Origin of the sequence: Lawsonibacter hominis (assembly GCF_014287895.1) — a bacterium.
Lineage (GTDB): Bacteria > Bacillota > Clostridia > Oscillospirales > Oscillospiraceae > Lawsonibacter_A > Lawsonibacter_A hominis.
This window is the reverse complement of record NZ_JACOPP010000003.1, coordinates 208,945-235,562: the sequence shown is the minus strand read 5'-3', so window position 1 is coordinate 235,562 and position 26,618 is coordinate 208,945. Positions and strand designations below refer to the sequence as shown.

Genomic DNA, 26,618 nt, shown 5'->3' with positions numbered 1-26,618 from the left:
AGTTGGTATAATCTTGCCACGAAGACTCGTCTCCTTTCGAGAGTACATGTGTTTTGTGGTGAAACCATTGTACCAGAAGGGCTGACGGGTCTTCAACTTTCATTTAACTTTACAGTCCGGCCTATTATACCATAACAGCACCGCGGCATAGGGACTTTGTCAGCGGATCCAACTGAAGCTAATCAGGGGAGCTTTTTATGACCTGAAGGACTCCGTACATATGGGACGGGGGTGGGATGGCTCAGTCAGCTGCCGGCGGGAGCTGCGCAATTCCCTGACAGATACGGCGCAGCGATTCGGCGCGCCCCAAGACACAACACAGTTCCACCGCTCCGCCGGGCGTAACTGCCCTGCCGGACAGGGCAATGCGCAGCGGCCACAGGATGGTCCCGAGCTTGACTCCCTGCCGCACAGCCAAGCTGGAGAGAGCGGCGTGCAGGGCGTCGTCGGTCCAAACGGGCAAAGCCTCTAGCTCCGAGCGGATCTGGATCAGCAGTTCGGCGGAATTCTTCTCGTTGACGCGCCACCTTTCGCTGCGGTAGAGCTCGTTGGGGTATGGCGGGAGCGCGCCGAGAAAGTCTATCTGCGGCGCGATATCCATCCAGGTGGTACAACGGGGCTGAAGTAGTCGTGCCGCCAGCCTTAAATCGACCTGGGAGTCCTGCACCGTCTCTTTGAGATAGGGCTCTGCGCCGACGTAAAAGTCCTCGGGGGAGAGCGCTCGCAGATAGCAGGCGTTGAAGTAGTTCAGCTTGTTAAGGTCGAAAATGGCAGGGGACTTGGAGAGACCAGCGATATCAAAGTATTCAGCGAGTTCTTCCAGCAGGAAGAACTCGCGTTCTTTCTGCTCTCCTGTGGGGGCCCACCCCAGAAGAGCTACATAGTTGACGATGGCATCAGACAGATACCCCATGGCCAAGAGGTCCTCATAGGAGGGGTCGCCGTGGCGCTTGGACAGCTTATGTTTTTGATCCCGCATGACAGGAGCACAGTGGACGTAGTGGGGAATCTTCCAGCCAAAACTCTGATAGAGGAGGTCGTATTTGGGGGCAGAAGATAGGTATTCACTGCCCCGGACAACGTGAGTAATACCCATCAGATGGTCGTCGATCACGTTGGCAAAATTGTAAGTGGGCAGTCCGTCCCGCTTAATCAGAATCTGATCATCCAGGGTCCTATTATCCACGGTGATATCTCCAAAGACCAAATCATGAAACGTGGTTCTCCCCTGGCGGGGGATCCGCTGCCGGATAACGTAGGGCCTGCCGGCATGCAAGTTGGCCCGGACCTCCGCCGGACTCAGAGCACGGCAGGGGTCATCACCCCGGTCAAATACGCCGCATTCCTCCTCGGGTTCCATTTTTTCACAGAAGCAGCGGTAGGCGCAGCCTCGCTCCACCAGCAACTCCGCATAGGGGAGATACAGCTCCCGCCTGGCGGTCTGGACATAGGGCCCCACGGGCCCGCCCACATCCGGCCCTTCATCCCAGGACAGACCGCACTGGCGCAGGGTACGGCAGATGATCTCCACAGCGCCCTCCACCTGGCGCACCTGATCGGTATCTTCAATACGCAGCAGAAACTTTCCCCCGGCACGGCGGGCAATCAGCCAGGCATAGATCGCGGTACGTAGGTTGCCCACATGCATATAGCCGGTGGGAGACGGTCCGAAACGGGTACGCACTTCGCCGGTTGGAATGTGTCGCTCTATCGCTTCAAACCACTGTTCTTTCATATAATAAGGCCCCTTTCCCCCAAATTTGTCCCCAATTCTATTTTGTTTTCCGGGGGTTGTCAAGGGAACCTCCCCACCGCCGACGCCGCGGCGCGGCAGAGAGACGGTAGGCCGGTCCCGGTGGTCCCGGCCAGTGCGGGGGCAAATCCCGCTCAAATTCAGCAGACGGCACCGAAAGTCCGACAGCAGTGGGGCCAAGTTCGTGGATTAGTACCATAAATATTTTTAATGGTGTATTAGAAAGGTGCATTTTACAGGGCCAAGTCAGTCTGATATATATATTGCAGGCGCGGAACAGGGGCCATTGCGGCAGACTATTTACTGGAAAAGGATATGGAATTTTTAAGATGGAAAAGGGAATGGTATTCAATATACAGCGCTATTCGCTCCACGACGGAGCAGGGCTGCGCACCCTTGTATTTATGAAAGGGTGCCCCTTGCGGTGCCTGTGGTGCGCCAATCCGGAGGGGCAGCCGCCGCAAAAGACCCTCTTTTTTCAGGAGAAAAAGTGCTGCGGCTGCAGAAAGTGCGTGGAACGGTGCCCCACGGGGGCCTCTGCGGAGCGGAGCGGTTTGATTGTCTGGGACAAAACGCGCTGCACGGAGTGTATGGAGTGTGTCAAAGTCTGTCCGACCGGGGCGCGCAGCGTCTGCGGCAGAGAATATACAGTTGCAGAGTTAGCATCGGTGGTGGAACGCGACAGCATTTTTTACCGCGGCCACGGCGGCGTCACGGTGGGGGGAGGCGAGCCTCTGCTCCAGGCGGATTTCGTATCGCAGTTCCTAAAAGCCTGCAAAGAAGAGTACGCCATTAACACCGCCATTGAGACCTCCTCCTACGCAACCTGGGAAAAAGCCAGTTCTGTATTCGACTATGTGGACATCTTTCAGATGGATATCAAGCACATGGACAGCGCAGAACACATGCGGCTGACCGGCGTTCCCAATGCTCCCATTTTGGCCAACATTCAGCGCGTAGCACAGACCTATGATTTTTCCAAGCGCACCATGATCATCCGCGTCCCGGTGATTCCTGGTCTCAACTCCTCTGAGGAGAACATCGCCGCCACAGCGGAGTTTGTTAGGCGCCTGGAGGTGGTCAAGCGGGTGGAACTCCTGCCCTATCACAGTTACGGCGCGGCCAAGTATGAGCGGACCAAGTGGTCGGGCAGTTACCAGTTGAACGCGCTGGCGCCGACGGCCCCGGACGAGTTGATGGAGCGTCTGGCCGCGCTGGTAAGATCCTTTGGGCCTTACCGTAAAGATCGGGGGCTGAGGAGAGGGGGAGCGGAGCAGTGCCGCTCTCCGTACGTATACGGAACACTATCGGTACCGGGGCACGCCGCCCCAGACTAGAATGGTGGAAATATCAAGAAGGGAGATACTTAATGTCATGAAAAACAAAGCCATTCTTCATGCGACTGACGAGCAGAAATACTTTGGGCAGACCACGGTATACGGCTGCACGGACCGGGTCAGAAAACTGATGGCCCAGATGCACGACGCGCCCTACGGCGTCTGTCTTCACCGCGCCCGCTGCTTTACGGAGGTCTATCAAGCCAACGAGGACGAACCGCCGGTTATGAAAAAGGCAATGGCCGTCGTAAAGACGCTGGATACCCTGCCGCTTCTCTACAACGAGGGTGAGCTGATTGTCGGACAGCGCTCCACAAAGCTGAAGTCGGTCCCGCTACACCCCGAGGTGGAGACCTGGTGGATCATGGAGGAGGGTGGCCTGAAGGGCCTGACCACCAGGAAGTTCAGTCCCTGTACCTCTACCCCCGAAGAGCAGCGGGAGTTTGAAGAGGAGATTGCGCCCTACTGGGAAAAGCGGACCCTGATGGCCAAATTCCGTAAGACCTGTCCTCAGGAGATCCAGGACAAGATCATCGGCACAAACTTCGGCGAGGTCTCCTTCGCGCTGGCGGTTTATGGAACCCACGTGCACCTGGACTGGCCGGAGATCATCGCCAAGGGGACCAACGCCTATAAGGCCTATGCCCAGAAAAAGCTGGATGAGCACAACTATTACGACCTGGAGGAGCGGGGAAAGGAGCTCTTCTACAAGGCCGCAATCTTGGTCCTGGAGGCCATGGAGCGCTTCTCGCACCGGTGGGCGGAGTTTATGCGGGAAAAGGCCGCTGTTGCTACCGACCCTACGCTTAAGAAGGAGTATGAGGAGATCGCAGCCATCTGCGATTATGTGCCGCATAATGCCCCACGTACCTTCCGGGAGGCCCTCCAGGCCATCTGGCTGGTGGTGTGCGCCTTCTATAACGACAGCACCGGTCCGCTGCTGGCCTACGGCAGAATGGATCAGTACCTGTGGCCGTTGTATGAGAAGGATATCCGGGAGGGAATCATGACCCGGGCAGAAGCTATGGAGCTGCTCCAGCTGTTCTACATCAAGACCAACAACATCTTCCTGTTCGCGGACAGCGACACGGCGCAGCACTTGGCAGGCAACGCGACGTTCCAAAACGTTCTGGTGGGCGGCTGCGATCAGTTCGGCAATGATGCGACCAACGACCTGTCCTATCTCATCGTCGAAGCCCACATGGATGCTCATATCCTCCAGCCCTCGCTGTGCGTCCGCGTTAACAGGAAGAATCCAGATCAGTTTTTGCTGAAGACCCTGGACTGCGTTGCGGGCGGGACCGGTTTTCCCTCCTATTTCAATGACGATCCCTGTATCTCGGTCATGACGCGCTACGGCAACGACCTGAAGGCAGCCTATAACTACAGCTGTACCGGCTGTGAGGATATCGGCCGGCCCGGCGGCTTCAACTGGGGCCCCGGCCAGTGGGTCAACTTTGCCGCGGCGGCGGAGCTCGCTTTGAACAACGGGATCCGCCACGCGGGTCTGCCCGGCCGCAAAGGCGGTGAGCGCATCAGCGTGGAGACAGGCGATCCCCGGCAGTTCAAGACCTTTGAGGACTATATGAACGCCGTCAAGGCCCACGTGGCGGCCCAAATCGACATGGTCTATATCGCGTCGCAGTATATTGTCGCCACCTATCAAGACTACCCGCTCATGGTGCAGTCCATCTTTATGAACAACTGTCTGCAGCGGGGCCTGCCCTACCACAGCGGCGGCGCTCGGGGCAGTAACACGCCCGGGTACTCCGCAGTGGGGATGGCCGACGTGGCCGACGCCTGTGCTGCGGTGAAAAAGCTGGTCTTTGACGACAAGGTCCTGACCATGGACCAGCTTTGTACTGCAATCGACGCCAACTTTGAAGGTTATGAGGACATCCGCCAAATGTGTCTGGCCTGTCCCAAGTGGGGCAACGACGATGACTATGTGGACGCCCTGGAGCAGGAGGTCATCGACTACTTTACCACCTATATCTTGCAGAAGCCCGGGGTGTTCTGCAAGTATGACCCGGAGCAGGAGACCGCGTCCATTCGTCACAAATGCGGCGCCTCCACCTCCCCAGTGTCCGGCAACGTCCCCTACGGACAGGGGACTTGGGCCCTGGCCAGCGGAAGAAAGGCGGGCGAGCCACTGGGCGATGCCGCCGGTGCCTACATGGGCATGGATATCAACGGCCCCACCGCCGCCGTCCGCTCCTACGGCAAGATCGACAACAACACCATCAGCGGCGGCTCCACCATCAACATGTATATCCAGCGGGAGAACCTGGCGACGCCCGAGGCTAAGGAGAAGGTGCTGGCACTCCTGCGTGGGACGTTTGCACTGGGGATCGAACACATCCAATTTAACGTCATGGACAAAAAGGTTCTGGCGGACGCCCAAAAAAACCCGGGAAAGTACCCCACGCTGATGGTTCGGGTCTCCGGGTACAGCGCCTACTTTGTGGAACTTGACACCTCTCTTCAAAACGCCATTATGGAGCGAACCCAGCATGATATCGCCTGAATCCTGTTGAGGAGAAAATGATATGCGCGCCGTGGACGTATCTCAATCCACCTCATTGCGTTTACGGCGTACGTACGGCTCGGGCGGCTGAGCCGCCCGAGCCGTACGCTCAAAACAAGGTCATCCGGGAAACGGGACAGGCCTGCGGGATCAAACAGCCGAAGAGGGGAGGCGCAATTTGAGGAGAACGTTTGCCGGACCTATTTTAAAATATGAGGAGTGGTGTTTTTCTGTGTTACAAATCATTTCGAAAATTGCAAGGCAAGTTGGACGCCTGGGGGTGAGGACATTTTTGGGGACCTAAATTCGTTGTCCTTCACGCAATCAGTCCCAAGCTGCGTCTGTATTCAAGTAGGCTCATCCACCCGAGTGACGATTTAATATGACCTTCATTGTACCAATGGATATAGGCATCCAGAGACCACTTGTGTTCTTTGAACTGCCTTGCCACCCAACGAAGGAAACGGGCGCAGCGGCAAATCCTATGGCGTCTCCGAGAAAGCTTTCTGTTGGCCTTGTAGACGGCCTCTCCACACCTTGCTGAGTAGCCGGGTTTTCTGCCCTTATTGCTTTTACGAGGCGGTGTGCCGCGTCGCAGTTCGTTTGCCACGGTGGCCGGAGAGCAGCCTATCTCTCCGGCAATAGCTCTGTTTAAGTAACCTTGGCGCTTGAGATGCTGGATGGCACCTCTTTCTTCACGCTGAAGGTGCTGTCCCTTCTTGCGTTCTGCTGGCTCTGTGATGTAATCTTGGCAGTCCATAGTGATTGCCCTCCTTTGGCAGATGTGGTGTAGGAACTTCATTCTACCATGCTGGGAAAATCACTATGGATTTTTTTGCCAGACGTCCAACTTCATTATGCAATCAACCAAACCATTGAAATGACTGGGATTTTGGAGTTTTACAAAGGACTAATTTTACACAGAAAAAAGGAGAAAAACTATGTTACAAGTTGTATGGGCCATTACCTTTATTGGCGTGATCATTCTCGGTATTATTGCTGGACGGAAAGTAAAAAACATTCAGGAATGGGCATTGGGCGGTCGTAATCTGACATGGATAGATGTAGGCTGTATCCTGGCTGCATTCCAAATGGGCGGAACCACAATCATCGGCGTTGCGCAGAACGGCTTTAAAATCGGCTATGCCGGCGCATGGTACAGCATTACCGGCACTATCGCTATGCTGTGTATGTTGCTGGTCGTAAAGCCCCTGCGCAGGAGAACCAATGGCGACTCCCTGATGTCTTTTATGTCTGACAGATATAGTCCCGCCGTCGCCAAATTCTACTCCTATTCATATCTGTTGATGGGCTTCTTCTACATTCCCATTCAGCTCTTCACTCTATGCACCGTAATCCAGTTGGTGATTCCTAATTCATCTCTGGCTGTTGCCGCTGTGATTGGTCTGGTACTGGCGGTTTCCTACAGCGCTCTGTCCGGTATTGAGGGCGCAAAGGTCGTAGGTAAGCTTACCTGCCTGTTTGCCTATATTTTCATTGCAGTCGGCACCTTCTTGATCGTGTCCAAAGCCGGTGGTTGGGCAGACATCAAGGCTGTCGCTCCCGCAGATCACTTTAGCATGGCCAATATGCCTCTTAACACCATCATTGGTTGGATCATTTCTTCCATCTGCGGCTTCATGACCATGCAGGCCGCTCTGCAGCCCACTCTGGCCGCGAAGGATGATTCTCATGCCGTTAAGGGTGCCATCGCCGGCGCAATTTTCTCTCTGCCCATGGGTTTCCTGACCGCCACCATCGGCATCGTGGCCTGCGTTAAGCTACCTGAAATTGACAGCTCCGCTGCGTTTGTGGAAACCGTCAACACTTTCCTCCCCAGCTGGCTCACCGGCATTATCCTGGGCATGGTCGCTTTGATTATCGCAACCACTCTGTCGGCACAGGTTCTGGCTGTCGGCACCATTATGAAGAATATTTATGTCAACGAAATCAACAAGAACGCCGAGCCCAAGAAAGTGCTGGCTGTTTCCAGAATCCTCACTTTTGTTTTCGCAATGCTGTCCATGATCCCCATCTTTGCAATCAGCAAGTCTACATTGTCCAATGTGTTCATGGTGGTTGTTACATGCGGTACCGCTCCGATGACCTTCTCTGTGGTATGCGGACTGTTCTGGAAGAAGGCTACCAAGCAGGGCGCACTTTGGTCAATGATCGTCGGCATCGTTGTGGGTATTGCCTGGATCGTTGCCGGTCTCAATGGCAAGCTGAATGTATGCTTCCCCATTCTGATTACTTCCTTCCTGGTAGGCTATATCGTTTCCAAGGCAACCAACAAGGAGATTCCTAATGTAACCGTGCAATAAGTAAAGGAATGCACTATGGAACACGATCTGAATGCAAAGCAGACAGTTTGCCGTATCATCGATCAGTCGCGGGACAAGTTGGCACAACTCACCAGTGAGATGGTGCGGTTTCCCAGCACGTTCGGACAAGAAGAAGACATCCAGCAGTATATTGCTGACCGTCTTGAGAAAATGGGTGCCGAAGTAGATTTTTGGTATCCGGATATTGAGCAAATGCGTAAGCATCCGGGTTTTTGCTCGGATCGGACGGATTTTAGCACAAGCCCAAATGTATGCGGCGTCTTCAAAGGCAGCGGCGACGGCAAATCTTTGATCCTGAACGGCCATGTGGATGTTGTTCCGCCGGGAAACGAGGATGACTGGTCTGACTCTCCCTGGAGCGGCAAAATAACACAGGATCGTGTATGGGGCAGAGGGTCGACCGATATGAAAGGCGGCTTAGCCTGCAATTTCATCGCTCTGGAAGCCATTTGGGCTGCGGGGCTGACCCTGAAAGGCGACATCCTGTTTCAAACCGTTATGGACGAGGAATGCGGCGGCATGGGAACACTGGCGCAGATCGTCAGAGGATACCGGGCAGACGGCGTGCTGATTCCAGAATGCATGAAAAACAATGTGGTCATTGCGACGATCGGCAGCGCGTGGGTTCGATTGACCGTTCCGGGACGCGGAGCGCTGCTGTCCAATGCGGAGGCCGGCGCCAGTGCCATTGAAAAATCGGCGTATATCTTCAACCGCTTAAACGAATTTGAGCGGGAGCGCACCCAGCGTTTGGCACATCCTCTCCTATCCCATGTAAAGACGCCGTTTAAAATCAACGTGGGTACTATAAAAGCCGGAAATTGGCCGTCCGCCGTACCTGATCAGTCTGTTATGGAGATTCGCTACGGCATGTCTCCGCTGCAGACGGTTGATGAGGCAAAGGCTGAGTTCGAGGACTATATTGACAAGATTTCTCAGGGTGATCCTTGGCTGAAGGATCATCGGCCTCAAATCGAATGGTTGGGTTGCTGCTGGCATCCATGCAGTATCGATCCGAACCACCCATTGGTTCGTCTGGTGGCGGACAATCATCGGGATGTCACCGGCGAAGACGCTGTGGTATGTGGTGCCGCAGGCGGTGCGGATAACGGTTCCTATGCCAGATTCCTGAATATTCCGGCGATTCTCTATGGCCCAGGCGAAATCTCCGTTGGACATCAGGCAAACGAGTATATTGAAATTGATAAAATGATGGATGCCACAAAGGTAATCGCGTCAACCATTCTGGATTGGTGCGGCTATTCGTCCAACCCATAATCAAAAAAGCAGATTTGTTTTACCGCAGCATTGGCTGCGGTAAAACAAATCCCTGAACATTACAAAGGACCTGCTAATGAAACCTGCAAAGGAAAGTCAATGGGGTACAGCGACATAAAGCCCTGCATTGTGGACCAACCAGGCCACCGGCGTATGGTAATTGCCCGTGGATTCCATGACCACACGGGTCTCACCGTCCAGACTTTTGAGCAGCTTTGCCAACTCGCTCAGTTCACTGGCGGTATGCCGAACTTCGTAAGCGTCAAATAAATGGGCGGCTTTCTGAGCCCGTCAATACCGGACTTCAAAGGGTGAAACCACCACCTCTCCAAAGAGGCACATGACGGAGATCATGCTTTTCCCTTTGGAAACATCAATGCCAACGCAGTTCGTTCACATTCCTCCAATCCTAAGAATCCACAACCGTAATCCATCTTTTCTCGCTGCCGATTCAATCTATTGCGTGACACGAACTCTCCGGTATTCGATGGCTCAACCTGCTTAAATCGAACGCTACAACAAGAGGATAGCTGACAGTCTTCCGTTCGGACATATAAGCCCAAGGAGTGAATGGTCAGCCAGTTGCTCCTCTCATTGTAGCTTAGGCACGAGATGGAGGGAACGCCGGACTGGCTGCCCGGCCTTCCTGTCCAAATTTATTGTAATAGGTGTGTATTATGGCTCAGTTAGACAGCAAGAAACAAGCGGTTTTTGACCGTATTGATCAGTTTCAGGATGAAATGGTGCAACTGGCCAGTGATCTTGTAAAGTTCCCCAGCCTATACCAAAAAGAAGAAGTTCAAAAATTTGTCGCCCAACGTCTGGAAAACATGGGAGCTAATGTGGATTTGTGGTATCCTGACATTGAGCAGATGCGTAAGCATCCGGCGTTTGCGTCAACACGCGAGAGTTTTGATACCAGCCCCAATGTGTGTGGTGTGTTCAAAGGCACCGGTGAAGGTCGATCTTTGATTATCAACGGACATGTGGATGTAGTTCCTGTCGGCCAGGAAAGTGATTGGGATGAATCTCCTTGGAGCGGCACGGTTAAGGATGGTCGTATCTATGGCCGCGGCATCGGTGATATGAAGGCAGGCATCGCCTGTAGCATGATCGCTCTGCAGGCCATTAAAGCAGCAGGACTCTCGCTGAAGGGCGATGTCCTGTTTCAAACGGTTGTAGATGAGGAGTGCGGCGGCATGGGATCGCTGGCACAGCTGTTGCGTGGGTATCGGGCTGACGCGGCACTGTTCCCCGAGTGTATGCGCAACATGATCGGCGTTGCCACCGTCGGCAGCACCTGGGTGCGGATCACAGTTCCCGGCAAAGGTGCCTTGCTGTCCAATGCGGAGACCGGCGCCAGTGCCATTGAAAAGGCATTTTATATTTACCAACGGCTGGACGTTCTGGAAAAAGACCGCACCCAGCGCCTGGCCCACCCGTTGCTGGCTGGTTTTAAAACGCCTTTTAAGATCAATGTTGGAAAGCTCAATGGCGGCAACTGGCCGTCCGCTGTTCCTGATCAGGCTGTCATGGAGATTCGTTACGGCATGTCTCCGATGGAAACCGTGGAGCAGGCAAAGGCTGAGTTTGAAGACTATATCAATCGAATTGCCGATGCAGATCCTTGGCTAAAGGATCATCATCCCGTGGTGGAATGGCTGGGTTGCTGCTGGCATCCGTACAGCATGGACACCGATGATGCCTTCGTGCAGATGGTTGCCGCAAACCATGAAGCCGTCGTCGGCAATGATGCTACCATTTGCGGTATTGCCGTGGCAGCAGATGCGGCACTGTATTCGAGATTTCTCGAGATCCCGTCTATACTCTTTGGCCCCGGAGAGGTCACCGTGGCGCATCAGGCAAACGAATATGTCGAAATCAACAAAATGATGGACGCAACCAAGGTGATTGCCGCTACCATTATGGATTGGTGCGGCTATCAGGACGCCGAATGATCGTGCAGCCCTATTGTTAACCGAAATAACAGAAACAGGCCTGTCAGAACTCGATTACACTCAGTGCAGATACCCCGCCGCAGGATGCGCATTGTGGCAAACATACTTCTTGGCAAATCAAGCGGATGTATTTTAACTTTAAAAAAGCCGTATGCATATTTTCTCTAAACTGGATGCGTTTGAGCAGGAACGCAGTGCCAGGCTGGCGCACCCGAAGCTCTCTCAGTACCCCACACCCTTTAAGATCAACGTGGGTAAGCTGAACGCCGGCGTCTGGCCCTCCAGCGTACCAGATCTGGCCGTTATGGAAATCCGCTACGGGATGTCCCCTAATGAGACGGTGGAGACGGCCAAAGCGGAATTCGAGGCATTTATCGAGCAAATCTGCAGCGAGGATCCGTGGCTGAGTGAACACAGGCCGGAACTGGAGTGGCTGGGCACCTGCTGGCACCCGATCAGCGTAGACGAAAACGAGGAGCTGATCCAACTCGTCAACCAAAACATGCGGCTGGTTCGGAAGCGGGAGACAGAGATCACCGGTATCGCCTGCACGGCGGACGGGGCTATGTTCAGCCGGTATTTAGGCGTTCCCTCTGTGCTCGTCGGATCCGGTGAGCTTCCGGAGGCCCACCAGGTCAACGAATCCGTCAGCATCTCTGAGATTGTGGACGCCTGCAAAGTGATTGCCGCCACGATTTTGAACTGGTGCGGCTATGAATCGTAACTCACCCTAGAGAGAAAAAACAGCGCCATCGCCTCTGTAGAACGGAGTGCGGCGGCGCTGTTTCTATTGTCCAGCCTAGCAGGAAAAGCCAGGGTTCGCCTTCTCCCACGCCTTCACCCACTTGCGGGTGAAGGTGATGAACGTGCGGATCTCCAGGGAGTTTTTTTCTCTTTACGGGTACACAGACCCATCACTCTGGAATATCCTTCTTTCAGCGGACGGGCATGCAGGGAATACCTGTGGCGGTAGAGGTACAGTCCGGGCACTACGCTAATACCGTAGCCCTGTTCCACCATACTCAACGTCATCCAATCGTCGATCGGCTTACGGGAGGAAAAAACCGGATCAGCAGGGGCGTCCGGCTTAAGGAGGTGATTCTTGAGGTACTTGTGCTGGACTGCCTCCTCGGGGAGGATGATGGGACCTTGGGCAATCTGCTCGATCCCGATTTCATCGAGAGAGGCAAGGGCGTGCTCCCGGGGAAAGACGACGTAATACCGGTCCTCGTAGCAGGGATAAAAGAGCAGATTCTGGCTGGAAATATCGTTAATAAAGCCGATATCAGACGTATCGGCCTTTAAATCGTTCACAATATCGATATAGTCCTTCTTTTCCCAAATTTCAAAGTGGAATTTGGGAAAATTTTTAGAAAAATCTACCAGCAACTGGGATGCCCAAGCAGTTGCCACGGTGGGGAGCACCGACAGGCGGATCGTATCGCTGGAATCATACCGCGCAGCCTTATAGAGGAGGTCTTCCGCCTCTACGGTTTGCCGCATAAGCGCTAAAAATGGTACCGCCGCGGGCAGGACTATAATCCCCTCGTTGCTGCGTGCGAAGATGATCTGGTGGAATTCCTGCTCGACCCGGCTGATAATATGGCTAATCCCGGACTGTGTATAGCCCAACTCCGCAGCGACCCGGGTGATGTTTCCCATTTCGGCGGCCTTCAGGATCACGCGGTAATATTCGGTATTGATAGTAACACCACGTTCCTTCCCCTGACACAGATGCAGACGCTTTCTCTGGAAGTCGCTTGAAACGATACTGGAACTGCTCTAGTACGGCTATTTTAGCATAGATTCCTCTTGACGTCCACCCAAAGATCGACACGGGCCGCCCCAAAAAGGGGCGGCGGCGTTCTATAGAACCCGGCAAAATGGCGCGGCCCGTGCGCCGTACAAGCGATCTGTGCTTTGCTCCAAAACCTTGTGTAGGGGCAATTCATTTTCCGAGTATGTAACATTATTTCCGGATGGTTAATTGTATAATGAAGTTGCCCAATCCCGCCGCGTCCTGCGGCGCGCTTGCAATTACAATAAATTTATGGTATCCTATCGTTATCTTTTTTCGAGAGGAGGGCGTACCATGGGCTGGGCGTTCGGCATAGTTATGGAAACTTTTGGAAATTTTTTAGGCCGTCCTGGGGGAAGTGCGCCCTTTTTGCGGGACCCACGGCGGTAAAACCATCGGATGTTTTATAGCCGCGGCAGTTCTGCCGCGGCCTTTTTCTGCGCAAAAAAGGCGTCTTTTCCTTTTTGATGCTTATTTCAACGTTCCTTCCCTGATGTAAAGCCAGACGCGCCCCGCGCGGCCAAACGCGTTGTGCGGCTCGGGCCGGCGCCTGCAGGGATGGAGCGATCAGAAAGGAACGATGCGATTATGAACCTGAACAAACAGATCCGGCGGCTTTTGCTGCTGGACGGGCTGAGCAACCTCCACCTGGCCGGGACGGCCTGGGTGCTGCTGCTCACCCTGCGCGGCTTTACCTTGACTCAGATCGGCCTGGCGGAGGGCGTGTTCCATTTGGTCAGCCTCTGCTGTGAGCTGCCCTCGGGTATGCTGGCCGACCTGCTGGGCCGGAAATGGACCCTGGCGGCCAGCCGGGCGATGGGCGCGCTGTCCGCCCTGGCCATGATCACGGCCCGGACCGGACTGGGCGTGTGTCTGGCCATGGGCCTGTGCGCCCTAGGCTACAACCTGGCCTCCGGCACACGTGAGGCCATCACCTACGACTCGCTTCTCCAATGCGGCCAGGCGGAGCGCTACCTCCGGGTAAGCGCCTGGCAGAACATTTTCTGGCGGGGTGCCGGGGCCGCAGCCCTGTTGGGGGCTGGGCTGACCGCCGCGCTGGGCTACCGGCTGGCCTACGGCTTGGACATCCTGGTGGACGTGCTGGCCGTGCTGACGGCGCTGGGCCTGACGGAGCCCGCCGTGGGCGCTCCGGAGCGGCGGCCTCGCCTAAGCGAACTGCCCCGGGGCTTTCGGGACTGCGCACGGGACGCGGCGGATTTTTTGCGCGCCAACCCCGCTGCCGCCGCGGTCATGCTCTTCAATGCTCTGGTGGGCGCTCTGGCCACCCTGCTGGGCTTCTTTCTCCAGGACGGCCTGACTTCCGCCGGGGCGGGGAACGCGCTGCTGGGTCCTCTGCTGCTCCTAGTGGCTTTGGGCGGCGTGGCCGGCTCCCGCGCCGCCCTGCTGCTGGAACGGCTGCCCTACCGGCTGACGGGGCTCCTCTGTCTGGCCGGGGTCGCCGCCGGAGCCGCTCTGTCGCTCACCGGCCGCCTGCCCCTGCTGGCCGCCGGAGGTTTTCTGGCCAGCGCCTGCGACGATGCGTTCCAGATGCTTACCGACGCCCGGCTCAATGCCATGATCCCCTCCCAGCGGCGGGCCACCCTCATCTCGGTCTCCTCCATGACCTTCAGCCTGGTCATGATCGTTCTCTCGCCCCTGACCGGGGCCGTTTGGGAGGGGCTGCTCTAATGCCGCCGCGCATTGTCCCCGGAGCGCGCCCTCAGCAAAAGGACGAAATTTTTATACCGCCCCTCCGGCCGTTTCCGGCTCGCGGGGCGGGTGTGGGGGTACGGCTTCCCTTCCGCGCCCCGGCTCCACAAGATGTCGTGTTGCCGCCCGGCGCGGGCCGCCGCGCCTCCCCCAGGGCAGAAAGGGCTTGACTGTGCCGGGAAAAACGTGTATCATAAACTCTGTAACCTTTTGTAATCTTTTTATTCAACTTGTTACGATTCGGCGCTTTCGTGCCGGATCGATCTTGATGTAAACCACTCGAACGGGAGGGATTCCCATATGGACGATATTCTGCATGCGCCCCGGGACGAGGACGCACAGCAGGCAGGCCTGCCCCTGGCAAAACGGCTGGAGCGTTACCGTGCCGCCTGGATGGACGGCATGGCCCGTGTGCGGCTGGGCGCCCGGCGGTTCCAGCACAAGCTGGACGAGGCCACGGCAGGGGGAAAACGGCTCTTCACACCGCTGAATTTTCTGGCTGTGGCCGCCGTGGTGGGCGTGGCCACTGTGGTGGCCACCGTTTACACGCCCAGCTACGTAGTGTCGGTGGACGGGGTGCCCCTGGGCACCGTGTCCGATCCCCAGGTCTTTGAGGATGTGATGGACCGGGTGGAGGCCCGGGCCGCCACCATTCTGGGCTATGATTATGAGATCCCCAGCACGGTGAGCTATACCTTTGCCCTGTCCGAGCGCGGGAAGCTTTCCGACACCGGCGAATTTGAGACCTATCTCTTCGACCAGATCGGCGCGGTGATGAAGAGCTATGTGCTCAAGGTGGACGGCACGTTTATCGGCGCAGCCGCCGACCGGGAGAGCCTGGACGCCCTGCTGGACGCCATCAAGGCGCCCTACCGGACCGAAAACACCGTCTCCGCCGATTTCACCTCCAATGTGGTCGTCTCTCATGAATACACCCCCTCCGACGTGAATCAGGATCTGGACGCGATGCTGGCCCGGCTGACCCAAAACACCAACGGCCAGACCACCTATGAGGTTCAGAGCGGAGACACTTTTATGCAGATCGCGCTGGACAACGGCATGACCGTCAGCGAGATGCAGCAGCTCAATCCCGAGATCGACATCAACCGGATCTATATCGGCCAGCTGCTCAACGTCCGGGAGGAGATCCCCTACCTGTCGGTGCAGACGGTGGATTCCGTCACCTATACCGAGGCCGTGGAGTGCCCCGTGGAGCAGGTGGAGGACGACTCCATGTACCAGGGTGAATCCCGTGTGATCGACCCCGGCGTTCCCGGCCAAGCGCTGGTCAGCGCCAACATCACCTATGTCAACGGCCGCGAGCAGGAGCGGGATATCATCAGCACCCAGGTGCTGCAGGAGGCCACCACCAAGGTCATCGCGGTGGGCACCAAGGTGCGGCCCTCCTGGTACCCCAACGGCTACTTTATCTGGCCGGTCTACGGGCGCATCACCTCCTATTTTGGCTACCGGTCCATTTTCGGCTCCTACAGCTATCACGGCGGCATCGACATCGCCGCTTCCTACGGCACCGGCATCGCCGCCGCCGACGGCGGCACCGTGACCTTCGCGGGCCGGGCCACCGGCAGCAATTGGAGCTACGGCAACCTGGTCATCGTCAACCACGGCAACGGCAAGGTGACCTATTACGGCCACTGCTCCAGCGTACTGGTCTCGGCGGGCGACCACGTCTACCAGGGCCAGACCATCGCCCGGGTGGGCTCCACCGGGCGCTCCACCGGCAACCACTGCCACTTTGAGGTCAAGATCAACGGCACCTCGGTCAATCCCCTGGCCTATCTGAGCTGAATCCCCGCTTCTTGAAGCAGTTAAACGTCCCAGGCGTATGTTCTTGGCCGTCTGGGGCCGGCCCCCGCCGGAGGCTTTTCCCATGGAAGCGTCCCCGTCCTTCCTGCATGGGCTTTGCGCGCTCGACCGTCTGCGCTCCCCCGCCGCCTGCCGCGGCGGGGGAGCGTTCTGCTCTTGACAAGCAATTTGAAATGTGATAGCATTTCTCCGTTCGATTCGGAAAATCATAGGAAAACGGCACGGATCGGGAGTAGTAAGCGGTCTTTCCTGCCCCAGAGAGAAAGCGTTGGGTGTGAGCTTTCGCAGGCGGGCCGCCCAAGTCGCCCGGGAGCCATGGAAGGAACTGCAGTAGACTCCATCGGGAGGGGCCCGTTATCGCCCCCAAGAGCGCGCGCGCCGTCCCGGCACGCGAATTTAGGTGGTACCGCGGAGTTGATTTCGCCCTAAACTGGCAGCAGTTTAGGGCGTTTATTTTGATTGGGAGGTCACTATGGAAGAATTTGAAAAACGATATAACGGGCTGGAGATCGAGCCCCAGATGCAGCAGCTGTGGGAGCAGCAGCAGGTCTACAAGTACGTGCCGGACCAGTCCCGGCCCATTTACTCCATCGACACGCCCCCTCCCACCGTCAACGGCAGCCTGCACATCGGCCACATCTTCAGCTATACGCAGGCGGAGATGATCGCCCGCTACCGCCGGATGAACGGCTACAACGTGTTTTACCCCTTCGGCTTTGACGACAACGGCCTGCCCTCGGAACGGCTGGTGGAAAAGGAGACCGGCGTAAAGGCCATGAACGTGCCCCGCAGCGAGTTCGGCCGCCAGTGCATCGAGATCACTGGAAAATACGAGGCGGAGTTCAAGGCCCTGTGGAAGGCCATGGGCTTTTCCTGCGACTGGGACCTGCAGTACTCCACCGTGGGGGCCCAGGCGCAGAAGATCTCCCAGCGCTCTTTTATCGAGCTGGCCAAGGCGGGCCACGCCTACCTCAGGAAGTCCCCGGTCCTCTGGTGCTCCGAGTGCCAGACCTCCATCGCTCAGGCGGAGCTGGACGCCAAGGACATCGACTCCACATTCAACTATATCCCCTTCGTGGTAGAGGGCAAGACCCTGGAGGTGGCCACCACCCGGCCCGAGCTGCTCTACGGTGTGGTGTGCGTCTTCGTCAACCCCGAGGACGAGCGCTACAAGGCCTATATCGGCAAGCAGATCACGGTGCCCCTGTATGAGTACGAGGTGCCCATCCTCTCCGATGAGCGGGTGAGCATCGAAAAGGGCACCGGCGTGGTCATGTGCGCCACCTTCGGCGACTCCACCGACCTGGACTGGTACAACGACTATCAGCTGCCCTACCGTCAGGTCATCCTGCCCGACGGCCGCATCGCCGCGGACGTGCCCTATATCGCGGGCCTCTCCGTCCGGGCCGCCCGGAAGGAGATCATCCGCCTGCTGGACGAGAAGGGCCTGCTGCTCAAGTCGGAGAAGCTGACCCACACGGTGTCCATCCACGAGCGCTGCGGCACCGAGGTGGAGATCATTCCCTCCCAGCAGTGGTATATCGACGTGCTCAATATTAAGGAAGAGCTTTTGAAGGCCGGCGACGCGATCAACTGGTATCCAGCCTCCATGAAAAACCGCTACCGCATGTGGGTGGAGAACCTGAAGTGGGACTGGTGCATCTCCCGCCAGCGGTATTTCGGCGTTCCCTTCCCGGTGTGGTACTGCGCAAAGTGCGGCAAGCCCCACTTTGCCGACGAGTCTCAGCTGCCCGTCAACCCCCTGGAGACCCCCTATCACGGCGCCTGTGAATGCGGCTGCACCGAGTTTGTGCCCGAGTCCGCCGTGCTGGACACCTGGGCCACCTCCTCCCTGACCCCCGTCATCAACGAGAACACCGCCCGGGGCGCAGGCTACGAGGAGCCCTTCGTGCCCATGACCATGCGTACCCAGGCCCATGAGATCATCCGCACCTGGGCCTTCTATACCATCGTCAAAAGCTATTACCACCGCCACACCATCCCCTGGAAGGACGTGATGATCTGCGGCTTCGTTCTGGCCAAGCCGGGTGAAAAGATCAGCAAGTCCAAGGGCAACGCCAAGCTCACGCCCAAGTCCCTGCTGGAGACCCATCCGGCCGACATGATCCGCTATTGGGCGGCCAGCGCCCGGCTGGGCACCGACACCTTCTTCGATCAAAACGACATGGTGGACTCCTCCAAGCGCTTTATGACCAAGCTGTGGAACGCCTCCAAGTTCTGCCTGTCCCACCTGCACGACTTTGATCCCGGCGTCCGGCCGGAGCTGCTGCCCATCGACCGCTGGATGGTGGAGCGGGTGCAGGAGACCGCCCGGAAGGCCACCGAGCTGCTGGACTCCTACGAGATCGGCCTGGCCCGCCACCTGATCGACGAGCTGTTCTGGAACGATTTGTGCGACGACTATATCGAGATCGTCAAGTCCCGCCTGTACGAGCCCGAGATCCATGGCGAGGCCGAACGCCGCAGCGGGCAGTACGCGGTGTTCTACGCCCTGCTGAACATCCTCAAGCTCTATGCCATCTATGTGCCCCACATCACCGAATATATCTACCAGAAGGGCCTGAAGGAGTTTGTGGGCGCGCCGTCCATCCACCTGCTCCAGTGGGAGAAGGGCGACCGGGCCGACGAGGATATCCTCCGCTTCGGCGAGGAGTTCAAGGCCGCGCTGGACGCCATGCGCAAATACAAATCCGAGCACAATCTGTCCATGCGGGATGAGATCGACCGGCTGGAGGTGGAGGCTCTCGCTTCCCACAAGCGCTGGTTCGAACAGAGCATGGGCGATCTGAACGCCTGCACCCACGCCAGGGAGATCGCGTTCCAATACCACGATTAAGCAGCGCAGCGGTCAGAAAAGCGGTTGAGCCGCTTTTCTGAGATGGCTGGGGCCTGCTGCGCGCACGGGCTGTCCGCCGCTGGCGGACAGCCCATGCGCGTTCAGGCGCAGCAGCGCATTCTCCGAAGCGCATGCCGCCGGAGAATGCGGTCTCAGCGTTGATTGCGCCGTTGCGGCGGCGAACCCCTGCCGAGGGCTTCCCCTTGTGCAGGAAGCGTGCGCCCGCTTGTGCGAGTCTCAGTCGTTCGACCAGCGGATGCGCGGGCCTGCCGTTTTCCGGGCAGGCCCGCGCCGGATTTTATTTTGCGTAATTGCTTCCAAACGGAAACTTTTTATTTCTTACGATCGTCTTAAATCTATAGACCTTTTTGCCCGGTTGCGATACAATAGCAACAAAAGGATATGGAAGGAGTACCGCCATGAAATCCCAGACAAATAAGCTTTGGCCCCGCGTCCTGTCTCTGGTTCTGTCTCTGTCCCTGGTCGCGGGCCTGATGCCCGCCGCGCTGGCCAGCAGTTCCCATACGCATACGCATACAGACGCATGCCCGAAAACACTGAACTGTGAGTATAAGGAGGGTTATCCCGTCGATCCGGATAACTCTAACAGGGTCATTATCTGCGGACAAGAAGAACACGCCGCTGTTCCAGGACATGAGCACAGCCCCGACTGCTATCCCAATGGCGATATGAACCAATCTCCCACTTGCGGCAAGGAAGTCGGCTCAGGTGCCGTTGAGGGCCATACTCACACTGATGCATGCTACCACACGCATACTGATGCATGCTACACCTATACCTGCAAATCTGTGACCGCTGTTACCGTCGCCCCCGGCTCCATGAGCCTGTCCGCCGGCGGAACCGCTACGCTTGAGGCGATTCTTGCACCCTCGGACGCTACGATCCAAGGGGTGACCTGGAGCAGTAATTCCAGTACCATCACTGTCAATTCCAGTACCGGGGCTGTTACCGTCTCTTCCGGCGCGGCCGCCGGCGATACGGCGATCATCACCGCTACCACAGAAGACGGCGGCTATACGGATTCCTGTACCATCACGGTCTCTGCCGCCGCTGTTTCCAGCGTCTCGATCTCCCCGGCCTCCGCTTCCGTCGCCCCGGGCGGCACACAGCAGCTTACCGCCACGGTCTCTCCTTCCAGCGCAAACCAAACCGTGACCTGGGCCGTGACCTCCGGTCCCGCCACGGTCAACGCCTCCACCGGGCTGGTGAAGGTGGACTCCTCTGCCGCGGCAGGCTCCACCATCAAGGTCACCGCCACGGCAGCAGGCGATGCGACCAAAACGGCCAGCTGCACCATCACCGTCACCGGTACGGCTACCGGCGTGACGGTCACTCCGGCCACCTACTCGCTCGTCCCCGGCGGTACGACTGCGCTTTCCGCCTCTGTCGCCCCCGCTGCGGTCAGTCAGGCCGTGACCTGGAGCAGCGGCAACGCTTCGGTCGCCACCGTCGATTCCTCCGGCAAGGTCACGGTCAACGCCAACGCCGCGGTCGGCTCCACCGTGCGCATTACCGCCACCTCCACCGCAGACGGCTCCAAGTCCGGCTATGCCACCATCACCGTTGTCAGTCCGCTGACCCTGAGCAAGAGCTCTGTAAGCGTGGCAATGGGCAGCACTACTTCTCTGCGCGCCACCACGGTCCCCTCCTCCAGCGCCAGCAGCGTACGCTGGAGTTCCGGCAACTCCAACGTCATCCGGGTGGGCAGCACCACCAACACCGGCACCTATACCGGCTCTTCCTGCACCCTCTATCCCAGAGCCACCGGTTCCGCCACCATCACCGCCCAGGTGACCATTAACGGCCGCACCTATACTGCGGCCTGTACCGTCACCGTCTCCGGCGCCGGCACGGCCACGGCGGTCAAATACTCCACCGACGAGAACACCCCCGTGGAATTCGACGCCAGCGACTTTAACGACGTGTGCTACAGTCTGACCGGCTACAGCCTGAATTACGTCTATTTCTCCCTGCCCTCCAGCACCCGGGGTACCCTGTACTATAATTATACCAACAGCAGCAACAACGGCGGCACGGTAAGCGCCAGCAAGAAGTATTACCGCACCGCCACCTCTCCCTATCTTTCTTACGTCTCCTTCGTCCCCAAGAGCAGTTATACCGGTTCCGTCACCATCGAGTACACCGGCTATAACTCCCAGGGCGCCGCCTTCAACGGGACCGTGGTGGTCTCCGTGGGCGCCGGCTCCGGCAGCGGCGACGTGACCTACACCACCGCGGTGGATGAAGCCGTACAGCTGGACAACGCCTCCTTCAACGATTACTGCAAGGATGTGACCGGCTACAACTTCGAATCCATCTGGTTCACGCCTCCCGCCACCAAATACGGCCGCCTGTACTATAATTACACTTCCAGCAGCCGGTATGGATACGTGGTGGACTCCAACGACGAGTTCTACCGCAGCTCCACGCCCTATCTGTCCGACGTGACCTTTGTCCCCGCCAGCGGATACACCGGCACCCTGGAGATCCCCTTTGCCGGCGTGAGCACCAATAACAAGTCTTTCTCCGGCACGCTGGTCGTCAAGGTGGGCGCCGAGGCCAAGGCCATCACCTATTCCACTGCCGCCAACACCGCCGTCCGCTTGGACGAGGACGATTTCATCGACTACTGCAAGGCGGTAACGGGCTACACCTTTAATTATGTGACCTTCGACCTGCCCTCCTCCAGCCGCGGCGTGCTCTATTACGACTATTCCGCGGGCAGCAGCTCCAACACCAAGGTCACCTCCAACACCAAGTATTACCGCACCTCCAAGCCTTACGCGGACTATGTCACCTTCGTCCCCGCCAACAACTACACCGGCACCGTCTCCATTTCCTTTACCGGCTACAGCTCCAACAGCACCAAGTTTACCGGGACCCTGAAGATCTACGTGGGCAAAAACGCGGGCGACGTATCCTACACCGCCTCCGTGGGCGAGAACGTCCGCTTTGTGGTGACCGACTTCAACGACTTCTGTAAGGATGAGACCGGTTCCAACCTGAGCTACGTCACCTTCGACCTTCCCTCCTCCAGCCGCGGCGTGCTTTACTACGACTATTCCGCCGGCAGCAACTCCAACACCAAGGTCTCCGGCAGCGCCAAGTATTACCGCACCTCCAAGCCTTATCTGGACTACATTACCTTCGTCCCCGCCAACGGCTACAGCGGCAGCGTGACCATTCCCTTTGAGGCGGTCTCCACCAGCGGCACAAAGGCCGCCGGCAACGTGATCATCACCTACTCCGCGCCTAAGGAGGCCACTGTCATCCGGTATACCTCCAACAGCTCCCCGGTGTCCCTGCGCCTGACGGACTTCATCTCCGCCTGCAACGCCCGGGGCAGCGCAGCGCTCTCCTTCGTGAAGTTCGTTCTGCCGGACAGCTCCTACGGCACCCTGTACAACGGCTATAAGACGCCCGCCACTCCGGGCAGCCCGGCCAGCGCCACCACCGCCTACAACGCTTCCGGCTCCCCCTCCATCGGCGATCTGGTCTTCGTGCCCAAGGCCGGCTTCACCGGCACCGTGACCCTGAATTATACCGGCACCGACCTGAACAACGCCACTTACTCCGGCGCCGTTCAGATCGTGGTCTCTCCCGCCTCTTCTTCCGCCGTCTTCACCGATGTGGGCACGAACTACAGCTGGGCCGCCGCGTCCGTCGACTTCCTGTACACCGGCGGCGTGGTCACCGGTACCAGCGCCACGCAGTATTCGCCCGCCAACTACATCACCCGGGGCGACTTTGTGCTCATGCTCTACCGCGCCTTCGGCCTGAAGAGTGCCGGCACCTCCAGCTTCCCGGACGTGCCCGCCAACAGTTATTACGCCCAGGCCATCGCCGCAGCCAAGTCGATGGGCATCGCCACCGGTACCGGGGACGGCAACTTCCGGCCCACCGCCCCCCTGACCCGCCAGGACGCCATGCTGCTCATCCAGCGTACCGTCCAGGCCACCGGCGGCATCATGAACAACGGTACCGCCCTGGCGCTGAGCGGCTTCTCCGACCGCGCTTCCGTGGCCAGTTACGCCCAGGGCGCCGTGTCCGCGCTGGTCCAGGCAGGCATCATCAAGGGCAGCAACGGTATGCTGAATCCCACCAGCTACCTGACCCGCGCCGAGATGGCCACCATCCTCCACCGTGTGCTGACCATGTGACAGCAGCCCTCAGGGGCGCCCGGAAAGGCGGCAGAGCCGCTTTTCCGGGCAAACAACGCCGCGCAGAGTTCGTCATCCGAAGATGACGGGCTAAAATCAGAATCCGGCCTTTTCAATGCGCACGTCCTTGAAAAGGCCCCTTCGCAGGACGGACCGGGTGACTTTTCGCAGGAAGTCGAACCCGGTCCGTCCTGCATCCTTTTGCCGCTTGTCTGAAGGAGCTGCGGCCTGCTGCGCGCACTCGCCGTCCGCCTATGGCGGGCAGCTCCCACGCTTACGGGCCGGGAAGTGTTTTCTCCGGCGCACCTCCCCCGGGGGACCCGCTCCTGCCCCTGCAGGGCAATTCATCTTGTGCCGCCCGGGAAAGCGGATCGGACCGGATCCGCGCCTGTACCCCAAGGGTATTTCTGCGCCTGCCCGGCAGGCTTGGGCACGGGCGCGAACGCTGCCAGGACTTTTCGACAAGCTGTGGGGGCGTCCAGCTCATTTCCGGACGCCCCCACTTTTTCCTGTTCGTTGCATGGTTTTTCCCAAAAACTGTCCCTTGACCAGCACGTATGTTCGATATATAATAATCGTACACCAGTTCGAATTTGAAGGGAGGATCCCCGGTGGAACTGCTGGATAAGCTGACCATTCTGGCCGATGCGGCCAAGTACGACGCCGCCTGCACCTCCAGCGGGCTGGACCGGGCCGGGCGGCCGGGACAGTTGGGTTCTACCACGCTGGCGGGCTGCTGCCACTCCTTTTCCGCCGACGGCCGGTGCGTCACCCTCCTCAAAGTCCTGATGACCAATGTATGTGCCTACGACTGCCAATACTGCGTGAACCGCCGCTCCAACGACGTACCCCGGGCGGCGTTTACCCCCCGGGAGCTGGCCGAGCTCACCATCCAATTTTATCGCCGCAACTACATCGAAGGGCTTTTCCTCTCCTCCGCGGTAAGCGGCAACCCCGACTGCACCACCGAGCGGATGATGGAAGCCCTGCGCATTCTGCGGGAGGAATATGGCTTTGCCGGATATATCCACGCCAAGGCCATTCCGGGGGCCGACCCGCTGCTGACCTATCGTCTGGGCCTGCTGGCCGACCGCCTTTCGGTAAACATCGAGCTGCCCAGCGAACAGAGCCTGAACCGGCTGGCCCCGGACAAGGCCCGCTCCGCCATTCTGGCCCCCATGGGACAGATTCGGGACGGCATCCGCCTCTCCCGGCAGGAGCTGGCCAAGTACCGCCACGCGCCCCGCTTCGCCCCGGCGGGCCAGTCCACCCAGATGATCGTGGGCGCCACCCCCGAGAGCGACCTGCACATCCTCCGCCTGACCGAGGGGTTATACCGGAAGTATCAGCTCAAGCGGGTCTTTTACTCGGCTTATGTGCCCGTGTCCGACAGCGCCCTGCTCCCCGCCCGCCAGGAGTTCAAGCCGCCCCTGCTGCGGGAACACCGGCTCTATCAGGCCGACTGGCTGCTGCGCTACTACCACTTCCGCGCCGCCGAGCTGCTGGACGAGACCCATCCGAACTTTGATCCCCGCCTGGACCCCAAGTGCTCCTGGGCGCTGCGGCATATGGAGCGCTTTCCCGTGGAGGTCAACCGGGCCGATTATGAGACCCTCCTGCGGGTGCCCGGCATCGGCGTACGCAGCGCCCAGCGCATCCTCACCGCCCGCCGCTGCGGAGGGCTCACCTTTGCCGGGCTCAAGACCCTGGGGGTGGTGCTCAAGCGCGCCCAATACTTTCTCACCTGCTCCGGGCGGATGCTGGAGGGCCTGCGGGTGAATTCCGACGGGGTGCTCCGCCATCTGGCGGAGCAGGAGCGGAGCCTGCTGGCCCAACAGGCTCCGCAGCAGCTCTCGCTCTTTGACGCCGCCCGTTGACAAGGGCGTTTTGTTGCCCCACGCCCGAAAAGGAGGACGCACAATTGGAGGTCTGGCCCCAGGTTTCTTATCAATATGACGGCAGCTTTGCCGGTTTTTTGTCCTGCGTGTTTGAAAGCTACGTGCACAAAGAGGCCCCGGTCTGCTTTTCCACCCCCGCCGACCCCCGGCTCTCCCTGTGGCCGGAGCGGGCGGTGGAGACCGACCGCGCCCACGCCCAGCGGGTCTGGCGCTCCCTGGCGCGCAGGATCTCCGCCGACGCCCAGCGCCTGGTCTATCGCAGCTTTCTCACCTGCCTGGAGGAGCGGGAGCTGCATCTGTGGCGGTTCATCGCTCTGGGGTACGAACGGGGCGGCGGGGTCATGCGCGAGCTGACCGACCCCCGGCTTGCCGTACTGCGCAAGGCCGACCAGCATCTGTGCGGGGAGGCTCAGCTGCTCCGCGGCTTCGTCCGTTTTTCGGACCAGGGCGGGGTGCTTGTGGCTGAGATTGAGCCCAAGAACCGGGTCCTGCCCCTGCTGCGGCCTCACTTCTGCGCCCGCTGCTCCGGGGAAGCCTTCGTCATCCACGACCGCACCCACCACGAGGCCCTGTTTTCCCGGCCCGGCCGGTGGGACATCGTACCGGTGGAAGGGTTTCAGGCCGGCGTCCCCGACCGGCGGGAGCTGGACTACCGGCAGCTGTGGCGCCGGTTTTACGACGCCATTGCCATTGCCGAGCGTTATAATCCCAAATGCCGCATGACCCACATGCCCAAGCGCTATTGGAACACGATGACGGAATTTCAAACAGAGGCGCCGGACGGCCGCGGCAGCCCACCCGGCGCCCCGCCGCGAAAGGAGCTCACAGGATGAAACAGGTCCAAATCACCGTATTACGCAAACAGCTCTACGAGGACTTCGCAAGCGAATTCCTGACTGACGCGCCGGAGGAGTGCGCATGCGTTTTCTTCCAGGAGGGGGACCGCTTCCTCTACACCGGCGGGGCGGAGATGCCGGAAGGCTTCTGTCCCTGGGCCTGGATCGACCTCTACCGCACGGTATCCGCGCTGTCCACCGGCTCCTCCTACACCCCCTGGCAAAAGCGGGACGGGGTCAGCGTGGTCTGCTGCACCGACGGCATCCGTCCGGTCACCTTTCTGCTGGAGGCCCTGTAGCTGCAAAGGGACCC

Annotated in this window: 15 protein-coding genes, 2 pseudogenes and 1 other annotated feature; of the genes and pseudogenes, 13 read left to right on the top strand and 4 right to left on the bottom strand. The window is 58.6% G+C overall.

Annotation, left to right across the window (positions count from 1 at the left end; genetic code table 11):
* Positions 1-241: 241 nt before the first annotated feature.
* Positions 242-1,735, bottom strand: coding sequence for a glutamate--tRNA ligase (gene gltX, locus H8S57_RS04155; RefSeq protein ID WP_186906814.1), 1,494 nt, complete (start codon positions 1,733-1,735; stop codon positions 242-244).
* 359 nt (positions 1,736-2,094) lie between these two features.
* Between gltX and H8S57_RS04150 the strand changes: the two genes are divergently transcribed.
* Both H8S57_RS04150 and H8S57_RS04145 read left to right on the top strand, forming a co-directional pair.
* The gene (locus tag H8S57_RS04150) at positions 2,095-3,090 is read left to right on the top strand and encodes a glycyl-radical enzyme activating protein (RefSeq protein WP_186906813.1); all 996 of its coding nucleotides are present in this window, start codon (positions 2,095-2,097) and stop codon (positions 3,088-3,090) included.
* A gap of 37 nt (positions 3,091-3,127) precedes the next feature.
* A complete protein-coding gene (locus H8S57_RS04145) occupies positions 3,128-5,617 on the top strand; it encodes a pyruvate formate lyase family protein (protein WP_186906812.1) in 2,490 nt (829 codons plus the stop codon).
* Positions 5,618-6,215: 598 nt separating this feature from the next.
* Here the strand turns inward: H8S57_RS04145 and H8S57_RS17240 are convergent.
* Positions 6,216-6,377, bottom strand: a pseudogene (locus H8S57_RS17240) (helix-turn-helix domain-containing protein); the annotation flags it as partial.
* A gap of 181 nt (positions 6,378-6,558) precedes the next feature.
* Here H8S57_RS17240 and H8S57_RS04135 point away from each other — a divergent pair.
* Together H8S57_RS04135 and H8S57_RS04130 are read left to right on the top strand one after the other, a co-directional pair.
* A complete protein-coding gene (locus H8S57_RS04135) occupies positions 6,559-7,941 on the top strand; it encodes a sodium:solute symporter family protein (protein ID WP_186906810.1) in 1,383 nt (460 codons plus the stop codon).
* Between the two features lie 15 nt (positions 7,942-7,956).
* Entirely contained in the window at positions 7,957-9,240 is a 1,284-nt protein-coding gene (locus tag H8S57_RS04130; protein WP_186906809.1) for a peptidase, read from the top strand.
* Between the two features lie 105 nt (positions 9,241-9,345).
* Here H8S57_RS04130 and H8S57_RS04125 read toward each other — a convergent pair.
* Positions 9,346-9,594 (bottom strand): annotated as a pseudogene (locus H8S57_RS04125) (hypothetical protein); the annotation flags it as partial.
* A 323-nt stretch (positions 9,595-9,917) separates the two neighbouring features.
* Here H8S57_RS04125 and H8S57_RS04120 point away from each other — a divergent pair.
* Complete coding sequence (locus tag H8S57_RS04120; RefSeq protein ID WP_186906808.1) at positions 9,918-11,198, top strand: peptidase; 1,281 nt, start codon at positions 9,918-9,920, stop codon at positions 11,196-11,198.
* A gap of 151 nt (positions 11,199-11,349) precedes the next feature.
* Positions 11,350-11,922 (top strand): M20/M25/M40 family metallo-hydrolase, encoded by a 573-nt coding sequence (locus tag H8S57_RS04115; RefSeq protein ID WP_186906807.1) that lies wholly within the window; start codon positions 11,350-11,352, stop codon positions 11,920-11,922.
* Positions 11,923-12,035: 113 nt separating this feature from the next.
* On the opposite strand, the gene H8S57_RS04110 is transcribed toward H8S57_RS04115, so the two are convergent.
* Positions 12,036-12,881 carry a LysR family transcriptional regulator gene (locus tag H8S57_RS04110; protein WP_186906806.1) on the bottom strand — a complete coding sequence of 282 codons (846 nt, stop codon included), beginning with the start codon at positions 12,879-12,881 and terminating at the stop codon, positions 12,036-12,038.
* A gap of 703 nt (positions 12,882-13,584) precedes the next feature.
* Here H8S57_RS04110 and H8S57_RS04105 point away from each other — a divergent pair.
* The 7 genes from H8S57_RS04105 (at position 13,585) to H8S57_RS04075 (ending at position 26,604) form a co-directional block, all read left to right on the top strand.
* The gene (locus H8S57_RS04105; protein WP_186906805.1) at positions 13,585-14,685 is read left to right on the top strand and encodes an MFS transporter; all 1,101 of its coding nucleotides are present in this window, start codon (positions 13,585-13,587) and stop codon (positions 14,683-14,685) included.
* A gap of 321 nt (positions 14,686-15,006) precedes the next feature.
* Positions 15,007-16,515 (top strand): M23 family metallopeptidase, encoded by a 1,509-nt coding sequence (locus H8S57_RS04100; protein WP_186906804.1) that lies wholly within the window; start codon positions 15,007-15,009, stop codon positions 16,513-16,515.
* A 231-nt stretch (positions 16,516-16,746) separates the two neighbouring features.
* Positions 16,747-16,964 (top strand) — a binding site (T-box leader).
* A 41-nt stretch (positions 16,965-17,005) separates the two neighbouring features.
* Positions 17,006-19,390 carry a valine--tRNA ligase gene (locus tag H8S57_RS04095; protein WP_186906803.1) on the top strand — a complete coding sequence of 795 codons (2,385 nt, stop codon included), beginning with the start codon at positions 17,006-17,008 and terminating at the stop codon, positions 19,388-19,390.
* Between the two features lie 419 nt (positions 19,391-19,809).
* On the top strand, positions 19,810-23,571 hold the full coding sequence (locus tag H8S57_RS17855; RefSeq protein ID WP_186906802.1) for an S-layer homology domain-containing protein: 3,762 nt from the start codon (positions 19,810-19,812) through the stop codon (positions 23,569-23,571).
* Positions 23,572-24,182: 611 nt separating this feature from the next.
* On the top strand, positions 24,183-25,448 hold the full coding sequence (locus H8S57_RS04085; RefSeq protein ID WP_186906801.1) for a putative DNA modification/repair radical SAM protein: 1,266 nt from the start codon (positions 24,183-24,185) through the stop codon (positions 25,446-25,448).
* A 44-nt stretch (positions 25,449-25,492) separates the two neighbouring features.
* Complete coding sequence (locus H8S57_RS04080) at positions 25,493-26,302, top strand: TIGR03915 family putative DNA repair protein (protein WP_186906800.1); 810 nt, start codon at positions 25,493-25,495, stop codon at positions 26,300-26,302.
* Complete coding sequence (locus H8S57_RS04075) at positions 26,299-26,604, top strand: TIGR04076 family protein (protein ID WP_186906799.1); 306 nt, start codon at positions 26,299-26,301, stop codon at positions 26,602-26,604. The genes H8S57_RS04080 and H8S57_RS04075 overlap by 4 nt, the downstream gene beginning before the upstream one ends.
* The last annotated feature ends 14 nt before the right edge of the window (positions 26,605-26,618 follow it).